Annotated in this window: 11 protein-coding genes; all 11 read right to left on the reverse strand. The window is 37.2% G+C overall.

What is annotated here, in order from left to right; all coding sequences use genetic code 11:
• Positions 1-3: 3 nt before the first annotated feature.
• Entirely contained in the window at positions 4-1,080 is a 1,077-nt protein-coding gene (locus tag ACFO6W_RS09060; protein WP_379995525.1) for a nucleotidyltransferase domain-containing protein, read from the reverse strand.
• 50 nt (positions 1,081-1,130) lie between these two features.
• A complete protein-coding gene (locus ACFO6W_RS09065) occupies positions 1,131-1,400 on the reverse strand; it encodes a PqqD family protein (RefSeq protein ID WP_379995527.1) in 270 nt (89 codons plus the stop codon).
• Positions 1,401-1,488: 88 nt separating this feature from the next.
• On the reverse strand, positions 1,489-2,463 hold the full coding sequence (locus ACFO6W_RS09070; protein WP_379995530.1) for a hypothetical protein: 975 nt from the start codon (positions 2,461-2,463) through the stop codon (positions 1,489-1,491).
• A gap of 33 nt (positions 2,464-2,496) precedes the next feature.
• Positions 2,497-2,679 (reverse strand): hypothetical protein, encoded by a 183-nt coding sequence (locus ACFO6W_RS09075; protein ID WP_379995532.1) that lies wholly within the window; start codon positions 2,677-2,679, stop codon positions 2,497-2,499.
• A 158-nt stretch (positions 2,680-2,837) separates the two neighbouring features.
• Positions 2,838-5,222, reverse strand: coding sequence for a GumC family protein (locus tag ACFO6W_RS09080; RefSeq protein ID WP_379995534.1), 2,385 nt, complete (start codon positions 5,220-5,222; stop codon positions 2,838-2,840).
• Positions 5,223-5,269: 47 nt separating this feature from the next.
• A complete protein-coding gene (locus ACFO6W_RS09085; protein WP_379995536.1) occupies positions 5,270-6,001 on the reverse strand; it encodes a polysaccharide biosynthesis/export family protein in 732 nt (243 codons plus the stop codon).
• Between the two features lie 30 nt (positions 6,002-6,031).
• Positions 6,032-7,186 (reverse strand): DegT/DnrJ/EryC1/StrS family aminotransferase, encoded by a 1,155-nt coding sequence (locus ACFO6W_RS09090; protein WP_379995539.1) that lies wholly within the window; start codon positions 7,184-7,186, stop codon positions 6,032-6,034.
• 1 nt (position 7,187) lies between these two features.
• Entirely contained in the window at positions 7,188-7,814 is a 627-nt protein-coding gene (locus tag ACFO6W_RS09095; RefSeq protein WP_379995541.1) for an acetyltransferase, read from the reverse strand.
• Positions 7,815-7,831: 17 nt separating this feature from the next.
• Positions 7,832-8,461, reverse strand: coding sequence for a sugar transferase (locus tag ACFO6W_RS09100; protein ID WP_379995544.1), 630 nt, complete (start codon positions 8,459-8,461; stop codon positions 7,832-7,834).
• Positions 8,451-9,548, reverse strand: coding sequence for a glycosyltransferase family 4 protein (locus tag ACFO6W_RS09105; protein WP_379995546.1), 1,098 nt, complete (start codon positions 9,546-9,548; stop codon positions 8,451-8,453). Before ACFO6W_RS09105 ends, ACFO6W_RS09100 begins: the two co-directional genes overlap by 11 nt.
• Positions 9,548-10,609, reverse strand: a complete 1,062-nt coding sequence (locus ACFO6W_RS09110; RefSeq protein WP_379995549.1) for an EpsG family protein — start codon at positions 10,607-10,609, stop codon at positions 9,548-9,550. The genes ACFO6W_RS09105 and ACFO6W_RS09110 overlap by 1 nt, the downstream gene beginning before the upstream one ends.
• Positions 10,610-10,660 lie beyond the last annotated feature (51 nt).

Here is a 10,660-nt window from a genome sequence, read left to right on the forward strand (position 1 = left end):
CTTCTACGCCTCTATTTCTTTTTTAACGCGGCGCCATCTCTTTTTCAGCAGATATAGAAAATAACTTTTGAGTTCCGGAAGTAAAAACTCGGAAAGATTTACTCTTCCTAAATATCTTTTATACAAATTATTCCTTCGAAAGAGATAGGCTATGACGCCAATAACCGGGACGTGTATAACAGGAGTCACTCTATATCTCATAATTGTTTTTAATATCATTAACTCTGCTTTTGTATCCATTTTTGGCGAGGCCATGAAGTATGGCCTGAACCCAAGTTTAAGGAAGCAAAAATCATTGATATGGCTTACAAAATCGTTTAAACCTAATTCGCATACCTGAGAAGACAACAACTCATAGTCTATATTATTCTTGTATTTACTAAAAAATATTGTCCAGTCGCATAGTTGCCTTATATTTGTATCCAAACAGCAAAAATGCCTGAACGTATGGCCTATAATGTACAAAGCTGCCGCCTGTGGAGGTAGCTGAAAGATATTGTTCTCATTTATAGAGATATAAGATTCTTCGGAGAGCATACCTTTGAGTATATTCTCCATTTTCTGATACAATTGTCTTTCTCTTCGAAACGTCAAAGAAGTATCGAAAAATGTATAATGGTTTTCTATAGGAATCCCATCTATGAAAAAAGTTGTATGTTTAGGTATACCTTTTTCTTTTCTTACACCCAGGGTTTCAAGCAGGTTGTCAACCTGTCCGGCCTTTTCTAATAAGCAAATGTCTATATCACCGCTTTCCCTGAGAGATGGGACGGGATACAGTTCTGCAATAGTAATGCCCTTTATTAAAACAAGCTTCAGATTATTATTAAAGAATAAACCGGATAATTTTGTTATCACTTCTTTATAATGGTCATACCTTTCTTTACCTTTTACCACGTTTACGCACCAACGCAATTTGAGGTTGCGGGGAGGTTGTAAACTTGCCGGCAAATATTGTATTCCCTCATAAGAAAGTAACAGTACCCCTTGTCGTATTGAAAGATTAAATAATTGTTTCCAATTTTCATTCTTATTATTTTTAAGTACGTGAGAGGAGTACTCAACCTCATCTTTGTTCATGTTGAGGCTAAGTTTGAGCAGTAAAAAAAGCATTTCCATTAAATGTATTATTACTGTTCTATAAATCCATTCCGGACTAATGCATCAATCCACAGGCTGGCATCTCTAACTGCGAGTTCTTCTCTTACTCCAAATTCTTTGATAAGTGTAGACGCTATCTGGTCTTTTGTAAATTCCTTATCCCTATACAGGTTCCATAATAATAGGGCTGTTTCGTTTAATGAAACTATTTTGGTGGTATCAATGCCGTATGTACCTTGTAAGAGTATTATATTCTCGTCCCCAACAGACTGAACTCTAAATCCTTCCCGAATTCTCATACTGATATAGTTTATATACGACTATAAAGGATCATTACTATTGCAATAACAGTATTGACCCTTTATAGTATAATTTTTTTAATAGTTATTATCTAACAATCTTTTTATAATCGAATCCTAAAACATTTAACCCGACAGGATTCAATCCGGTCGCTACCTGGCTACCTTCCATTTGCAATTGAATATTCTCTTGATAATAAAAATATACGGTTGCTATATACTCGAAACTGTCATTTGTAGGAAAAGCAAAGATAGGGATTGGAAAAGATTTTAATCCCGCATTTTCCTGCATAAGCTCTCTTATGGTACGTTCGTTTATATTCACTGTAGTAGACATGAAATCCACTTTCCCGGATTCATCATCCATATTTATTATACATTCATTGAGGTCCTCCACATTACTGTTTGTTCCAAGTAAATTCAAATCAAATTCAACTTTTGTATAAAATGGTTTTGAATTTACCGCCTTAATCTCAAACACAACCTTATCGCATATTTTATTTAAAAATTCTTCGTCTTCAGTCTCCCTCAAACTGACTCTGGCCTCAATCATTGAAGTCAAATGGTGAAACTGGAATAATTTCGGATCATCTGGATTTTCGGCGTTAAACTCAACAGGGATAGCTATCATAGGACAATATGTACCGAAATAAGCCGAACTTAGATTTAGCAAATCTTCAGTTATATTAAGATTTTCCCTTTCGACAGCAAGAATATGACCATCTTGCAATACACAATTAGATTTTGTAGAAACATGATATGCCCTGTAAATTTTTTTCCCTTGGCCGGCTTTCAATGTTCCTTTGAATTCAGCCGATCTCTGTGCCGTCGTACCTCCATAAGTAAATGTTCTGGGAGCTCCATCTACATCTATTATTTTTACTTCATCGTCAATATTCCATGTCGTTGTGCCCCCAGGTTCTATTATACTTTTAAGGCTCCTTGATTCGGAACCGATCGTCACATTCACATAATCATCTGAAGTGGTCTCCGTTTCATCACTCTGAGAACACGACCACAAATTGATAATTAGAATTAAAGCTACAAATATTACTTTTTTCATTGCCTTCAAATTTTTATACTATTAATTTAAAAATTAAAAATCACCCATTGTACTGCCGCCGTCTCTACTACCGAAGCTATTTGTTGTAAAGTCGTGAGCCGCCCCTTTAATTTCAGTTCCGGTTGACATCGCAAAGCCTTCTTCTACATCCACCTCAATAATCTCAATAAGAGGTGATACATACTCTTTTTTCAAATCTTCACTGTTCTTTTTCATTTTTTTTTCTTTTTGGTTAATAATTTTCTTTATAAGAATCTTCATAAAATAATTACTCGAAAATTGAAGGAATTCGTATTGTATGAAGATTTTATAGGTTTTCTCTTCGTTATAATCGAAATAAGTTTTTCAGATAAAAAATAGCAACTTTCCGGCTCTTACTTTTTCCCATAATTGATGTATCCATATCCATAACTATAACCTTCCCCTAATCCACCCATTCCATAAATCGACTTTTTCTTGAAATTCACGGCATTTAGCATAAGCATGACTGAATTAAGACTGCCTTCCCGGATTATATTATTCAGAGTATCGATGATGGAGAATCTGGTGTAGCCATATCTTAAAATATACAGCGTGCAATCGACATATTTACTGATAATAAACCCGCTGGATACTGCCAGGAATGGAGCCGAATCAATTATTATATAATCATATTCATCCCTCAATTTATCTAATGTTTCGCCAAACAAAGGCAGAGAAAGTAGTTCGCTGGGTTTTAACGGTATCGGACCGGCCGGAATAATATCTAAGTTTTCGGCGTCTTCATGTTGAATTATACTATTATGTATATCTTTTTCCATTCCTGCCAGGTATGTAGACAGGCCTGCCTTATTACTGTCTATGTTCAGATATTTGCTAAGCGCGGGCTTATGAAGATCAGCCCCTATGAGTAATACCTTTTTTCCTAAATATGCCAAAGACAAAGCCATATTGATAGAAATAAAGCTCTTACCTTCCCATGGACCGGATGAGGAAATCTGCAAAATTAGCCCTCCTTGTTTTCTCTTATTAATTCCAATATTTTCTAATTTAGACCGTAACATTCGAAAACTTTCAGTAAGAGGGTCTCGGCCGGCATCGGTCACTATCTGGGCTTTCATTGGCGACTTCTTGTTTTTTAAAGCCGAGGGTACCACTCCTAATAAAGGAATGTCGGTACGGTCGATAATATCTTTTTCGAAAAGGATCTTATCCCGTAGGAGATTCATTACAAATACTATTAATATAGGAATAACAAGTGCCAGAACGAAGGCAAGTATGTAAATATCCTTTCCTCTGGGGAAGACCGGGTCGTTTGGACCGAAGGCCTTATCTACAACATAAGCTTCATCAGATAATGATGACAGCATCAGTAATGCTTCTTCCCTCTTTTGTTGCAAAAGAATATAAAGCGGCTCCTTTACCTGCTGTAAATGCGACATACGTGTCAGGGCCAACTGTTTTGACGGCATCGTTACTAATTTGCGTTGATTCTGGTTTTGTTGTTGAGCTATAGATTGCAGCCGAAGTTCATGACTGTCTTCCAGGTTATCAATTGATTGTATGATGTTCCCTTTCAATGCAGCTAATAAATCGCTTGTAGATTGAACCTTAGGATTATTCTCGCTGGACCCGGCCAACATTCTGTTCCGGTCGATAACAAGCTGGTTATATTGCGAAATTGACGAGTTTAATGTAGCATCTATAATACCTATATTAACTGGGATGAGTTGGTAAGTATCGCCCTGAAAAGATTCTTTGATACTTTTTAGTAAACTAAATTGTAAAGAGAGCTCATTTAACCGGTCTTTATAACTTTGGCTGGAGGTTACTGCTATCTGGGATTGCGAATTAAGATCGAGCAATCCGTTGGCAGCCTTATAATCTGTATATGATCCTTCGACTTCCTTCAGTTCTTCTTCCAATCCGATAATCCGTTCATCAAGGAATGATATTGTACTTAGGATACTTTGGCTGTCATTTTCCTTAGTCAGGATATTATATTCATCAATCAATATATTCAATATATCTTCTGCCCGCTTCGGATGTTTTTCTTTTAATGAGATGATTAAAGCATCCGGTTGTTGTATGGAGGATATAATCTCAAGAGACGAAACCAACTCTCGGGCAGTTTTTTCTATACCGGAATGTGTAATACGCATCTTTCCTTTTTGTCCGGATAGATCAGTTTCGTTCTTTGCCATAAATTTCATATCACCTATAGAAGTATTGATTATTTGTCCTAATTCAACTGTTTTTACAGATAAGAGCGCAGGAGTATTATTGACTAGCAGGGTGTCTATCTGTATTTCTTTATCCCCCGGGAAAGATATTTCCATATTGATATTGGCAATTTCCTGTCCCTCTGCCGGACTAAATAAGAATTTTATCGGAGAACTGGTATATTTCTCTGTGTCAACAAAATGACCGATATTGAAATATCTTACATTAAACTCTCCCGCTTCAACAACCCGGCTCATCAATTTCACAGATCTCAGAATGAATGTTTGATTTTCATAACTTGTCTTATTTTCAACACCTAAAGCATTTGAAATCAATTGATAATTATCTGAATATTGGTTTTGTTGGTTTTTGAGCACAACCGTAATATTCTTTTTATAGATCGGTGCAGTATAACTGAGATAGACATAAGCTCCTGCCAGGCACACTATTACCGACAATAATAATATATACTTCATATTCCATATAATGATGCGTATTTTTCGAAAGTCGATTTTCGTTAGTTGCCCTTTGTCCTTCAAGAATTCTCTATCAATCATGCTTGTCTCAGAATATTTTTATTAATAGTTTAAACCGTAATATTTAATCAATTACTCATTATTAATGCCACCAATGATACTATTAAACCTAAAGAGGATGTAACTACAGGCAAAAAGGAAGATTGACTGGAACCTGAGAATGCCCTCGAGGATGAAGGAGTTACATAGATAACATCGTTTTGACATAGGTAATAATATGGAGAAGAAAGAATATCAGTCTTGCGAAGGTCGATTTTTATGTGTTCATATTTACCATTTATTTCCCGGATCAACAGTATATCGTTTCGTTTGGCCCCGAGAGTAAGATCTCCGGCCATGCCCAAGGCTTGTAAAATAGTTGTCTTTTCGCTTTCCATGGTGAATGTGCCTGGTGTACGTACTTCTCCTAATACTGTTACTTTATAGTTCATAAATGATACGTTCACAATAGGATTCTTTATATCTTTGGATATTTGAGCGGTAAGTTCATTTGACAGTTCACGCAAAGTGAGTCCCTCAACCCGCATCTTCCCTAATACAGGAATATTGATGAAACCGTTTATATCCACCAGATAAGACTTTCTATCACTATTATATGGTGAAATAACATCTTTATCCGGACCCGATACAACGATATTAAGCAAATCGTCTTTCTTTATTTGGGGTTCGTAATTTTCATAAGCAGTGAGATCATGCTTCTTGTCTATATCCTGAAAGTAAGCTACTCTCTTCGATGAAGCGCACGAACACGATATCACTGCGATACATGTCCCAATAAGTAATTTTGAGGCTATTCCCATAATATATTTCTTAAGTATTAAAAATTGAGATTATTGACATTTGTGATTTTGTATGCGTTTCTTCAATTCTGCCACCACTCTTTCTATATCCTCATTTGTTAGTGACGGGCCGGAGGGCAGGCAAAGCCCGATCTGGAAAAGTCCCTCAGAAGTACCGTCTGTATATGCAGGATAAGACTCAAATACGGGTTGAGTATGCAATGGTTTCCATAGCAGCCGCGATTCTATATTTACAGAATCAAGGTGCAAGCGTATATTATCGGCTGTTATATTCAATAGCTCGCTGTTGACGGTGATGCAGGTTAGCCAATAGTTCGAATTATATGTTCTCCTGTTGCATTGCATGACAGATATCCCTTTTACATCTGCTAATAATTCCGAATAGAGAGAATGAATTTCACGCCTTCGCAATAAATGTCCGGGCAATACCTTCATCTGTCCCCGGCCTATACCTGCACAAATATTACTTAACCTGTAATTATAGCCTATTTCCTTATGATGATAATAGGGCTTGTTTTCTTTTGCCTGAGTGGCAAGAAAAATAGTTTGTTGCGCTCGTTCGCGGCTTTTACAGACCAATGCCCCGCCCCCAGAAGTAGTTATAATCTTGTTCCCGTTGAACGACAGTACGCCATATTCGCCAAATGTGCCACATTTTCGGCCCTTGTATTCAGATCCTAATGCCTCAGCGGCATCCTCTATCAGCGGTATATTATATGTTGAGGAGATGGTGGTGATTTCATCCATTTTTGCAGGCATACCATAGAGGTCTACGATAATAATAGCTTTGGGGTATTTCCCTGTTTTTATCTTTCGGTCAATGATAGCTTTTTCCAGCAGCGTGGGAGATATATTCCATGTTTCGGGTTCGCTGTCTACAAATATAGGTGTTGCATTCTGATATATGATGGGATTGGCTGAAGCCGAAAATGTAAATGATTGGCATATAACTTCATCACCTAATCCGACACCCAATTGCACCATAGCCAGATGTAATGCTGCTGTTCCGGCGCTAAGGGCTGTTACATGGCAATTTTCACCCAGATAGTCCTTTAGGTCTTGCTCGAATCCGGTAACATTGGGCCCGAGGGGAGCTATCCAATTCTTATCAAAGGCATCATGGATATATTGCTGCTCTTGTCCTCCCATTTGGGCAAGGGACAACCATATTTTTTTCAGTTCCATATTATTTAATTGTTTTTGCAGGTACTCCGGCAACTGTTTGTCCGGGTTCAACATCTTGTATCAGCATTGCCTGACCACCTATTATACTCCTGTTGCCAATTTTGATTTTTTGTATAGTACAGCATCCAATACCCAGATCGGCTTTCTCTCCGATTTTTGTGTGTCCGGCAAGGTTGACTCCGGGTGCTAATGTAGAAAAACGGCCTATTGTTACATTATGTCCGACAGAACATCCGGCGTTAATGGTTACAAAATCCTCTATTTCAGTTTCGAAATCGACAGTACTATTTGGATATATCAATATTCCACGTCCTGTTTTCACCTTTTTAGATATCCATGCATCACGGGAAATAAAATTGGGGAAAGTGATATCATAAGACATCATTTTCTTTAAAATTTCTTCCTTTGCTTTAGGGGAACTTATCGCAATAATCATATGTAGATTATTTCTTTTATTTGATTGCAAATAGTCTGTACCGAATACAGGTATTCCGCAAAGTTGAGATCCAACCTTGTTGATGTCTTCATCCATAAAACCAAGTATATTGTATTTATTATCAAACATATGTTTATTGTAAACGATATGTTTCCCCAGATCTCCTGCTCCGAAAACAATTAAGTTTTTCATATTGAATTATTGGTTCTTTATTGCAATTTCGACTTTGTTTTGTGATAGAATACGTCAAACGGTATCATGGTGATATTCTCTTCTGCATTTATCCCATCACGTGCTACTATTTTTTTTATGGTCATCCATCCGACTTTGATGTCGGTTTTTAAGTTTATATTATTTACATACCATATATCATATTCAAATTTTTGTCTCCACGAAATGGTATTGCGTCCCTTAACCTGTGCCCATCCGGTTATTCCCGGCCTCACTTTGTGCCGGCTGCCTTGCTCTGATGTGTATAACGGGAGATATTCTTTCAATAATGGACGCGGACCGATAAAGCTCATGTCGCCACGTAAGACGTTTATTATTTGAGGTAATTCATCTATAGAAGTCGACCTGATAAATCTTCCGGCCTGATGTATCCTTTCCATATCAGGTAATAAATTCCCATTTTCATCCCGTTTATCATTCATCGTTTTGAACTTGATTATTTTAAATATCTTTCCTTTCCGGCCAGGCCGTTGCTGAACAAAAAAAGGAGATCCGTGATTGACTATAGCTAATACCACTCCTGTGATAAATAATACCGGGAATATTAATATAAGACCAGTGACAGCCCCTATGATATCGAAAAAACGTTTAAAAAACCTACGATACATTCTGGTAAAAATGTAATAATGCGTCCCAGACATTCCAATGTGAAAATTTTTCAGCAATGTGCACCCTGGCTTTTAGGCCCATTTCTTTTCTTAAAACCAGATTTTCTGATAGCAATTTCATCGCTTCGTATAGATGATCTGCATTACGGGGTTCAACTAATAATCCGGTTATTCCGTTTATAATAATTTCATTACATCCGCATATATCTGTCGCTATGGTAGGAAGACCCATTGCTCCGGCCTGTAAAGGCGTATTGGGGAAACCTTCCCGGTGCGATGGTAATACCAATACATCTGCATCTGCGAGATATGGACGTATATCTTCTTTAAATCCGACACTTGTTACTCCTTTTCCTTCTCTGACCCATTTATAACAGTCTTCATTTAATGGATTAAGGTTTTGTTCGAAAGGGCCGACAATAATCAACTCAGCATTGTTTAGCCGCTCGAAGGCCTCTTTCAATTCTTCTATTCCTTTATCGCGGACCACCCGCCCTACAAAAATAAAGCGTGTAAAAGACCTTTCAAAAGTGGAAGGCACAGGCTTAAAATACTCGAGATCCACTCCATTTATATTACCATTTGCCAATACCGCCGATAGCTTGTTTGTTATTGAATGCGTTATCAGTTCTTTCCTTATACCCTGGCCTTCTGGTATGACATTTGTCGCAGCCATACAAGTCAACCTATCCATTGTTTTCAGTAACATACTTACGGCTCTTTTTCTCCAGGGAAAAATGAGTCCGGTGAAAGTATGTATCCGGACCGGTACATTTGCGGCTTTCGCCGCCACCATGGATAACAATCCGGCTTTAGGAGTTAACGAATGTACTATATCCGGCTTTTCTCTCCGGAAAAGAAAATATAATTTAATTAATGACTTTAAGTCTTCCAACAAAGATATCTTGCGTTCTATCTTAAGTTCAACAGTACGCACACCTTCACGTTCCGATATTTTCCTATGTATTATTTCATTGGGTGATGCTACAGCTATAACTTCGTAATAATTATTGAAAAATTTAAGCTGTCCGCGCAACAATACATCAAGAGAGATAGGCGCTGCGGCTATACGCATTAGTTTTTTCATTATTTAATAAATGTCAGATAAAACGTATATGAATAGGAAATAATCACAATATATCCGATTTTGACGGATTGATCATTCCAGAACTTTTTCATAAAGAACGGATAGATCAATATCAGAGGCATTAGAAACCATGATATTTGTGCAAAACGGTTAGAAAAACTCGCTCTGATAATAATGATCCAAAAAGCATTGGTCATCAGGTAAATGTTAAATAACCAGATGTAAAATATATCGGTATATTTTTCTTTGAATATAAAGTAATAACCTGCTGCGACCGGAATTGAGCTGTATAACAGAAAATCCCATCTGAATCCTTTATTGCTGAATACACTTTGGGTATTATCGCCTGCTATATAGCTTGCAAAACGGTCATCTTCAATGAGGTTGCTACCTGCTATCATATCAGCAAACAAATTTCCTGATATCAGAGATATGAGAATGCATGCCAACCAAATGGATAAATATATTTTTGAATCCTTTGCAAAAAATGCTACTCCGCCAGCTGCCAGCGTAAGATACATGGAATTGTGGATTCCTGCTCCCAAAAAACATAATATTACCAACCAAACAGGGTTTTGCCTGAAAGTAAATGCCAGAATTATAATTGATGCAGCCATCCCGTTTCGAACACCATTAACACCATAACTCCAAAAAGTAAACATCCCTATTGCCACTATAAACGGTATCAGGTAATCTTCTTTGAATATACGTACCAAAGCCCACCAAAGCGTGCCCACATAAACAGTAGAACAAAACAAAAAGAAAGTATGGATATTGCCGTTCTTGGCAAACCAAAACATTATGGTGTTGAACACCCATTCGCCATCATTTAGTATGTGGAACTGACTGTCACTCAACTGTAGCCTGTGAAATGAAATTGCATAGGCCTGCGTATCTCCGAAGACAGATGATACAGGGCGTAAGCCCATATATATAATCACCACGATAACAATTATAATTCCTATAATATTATTTACACCCCGTATCTCCGGATTGAATAATTTGCCCGAGAAGCTTTCCAATACAGCAATAATAATTAAAGCAAATACTAAGTAATTCAAGTTGCTATTTATAGAATTATCCAATAAAAAAGGTCAATCCCTTAACTTTGC

The organism is Dysgonomonas termitidis (assembly GCF_042654545.1).
Taxonomy (GTDB): domain Bacteria; phylum Bacteroidota; class Bacteroidia; order Bacteroidales; family Dysgonomonadaceae; genus Dysgonomonas; species Dysgonomonas termitidis.

Excerpts from the sequence above, each read along its gene's own strand:
- ACFO6W_RS09060 (WP_379995525.1), bottom strand. The coding sequence starts at position 1,080 with ATGAACAAAGATGAGGTTGAGTACTCCTCTCACGTACTTAAAAATAAT.
- ACFO6W_RS09065 (WP_379995527.1), bottom strand. The coding sequence starts at position 1,400 with ATGAGAATTCGGGAAGGATTTAGAGTTCAGTCTGTTGGGGACGAGAAT.
- ACFO6W_RS09070 (WP_379995530.1), bottom strand. The coding sequence starts at position 2,463 with ATGAAAAAAGTAATATTTGTAGCTTTAATTCTAATTATCAATTTGTGG.
- ACFO6W_RS09075 (WP_379995532.1), bottom strand. The coding sequence starts at position 2,679 with ATGAAAAAGAACAGTGAAGATTTGAAAAAAGAGTATGTATCACCTCTT.
- ACFO6W_RS09080 (WP_379995534.1), bottom strand. The coding sequence starts at position 5,222 with ATGATTGATAGAGAATTCTTGAAGGACAAAGGGCAACTAACGAAAATC.
- ACFO6W_RS09085 (WP_379995536.1), bottom strand. The coding sequence starts at position 6,001 with ATGGGAATAGCCTCAAAATTACTTATTGGGACATGTATCGCAGTGATA.
- ACFO6W_RS09090 (WP_379995539.1), bottom strand. The coding sequence starts at position 7,186 with ATGGAACTGAAAAAAATATGGTTGTCCCTTGCCCAAATGGGAGGACAA.
- ACFO6W_RS09095 (WP_379995541.1), bottom strand. The coding sequence starts at position 7,814 with ATGAAAAACTTAATTGTTTTCGGAGCAGGAGATCTGGGGAAACATATC.
- ACFO6W_RS09100 (WP_379995544.1), bottom strand. The coding sequence starts at position 8,461 with ATGTATCGTAGGTTTTTTAAACGTTTTTTCGATATCATAGGGGCTGTC.
- ACFO6W_RS09105 (WP_379995546.1), bottom strand. The coding sequence starts at position 9,548 with ATGAAAAAACTAATGCGTATAGCCGCAGCGCCTATCTCTCTTGATGTA.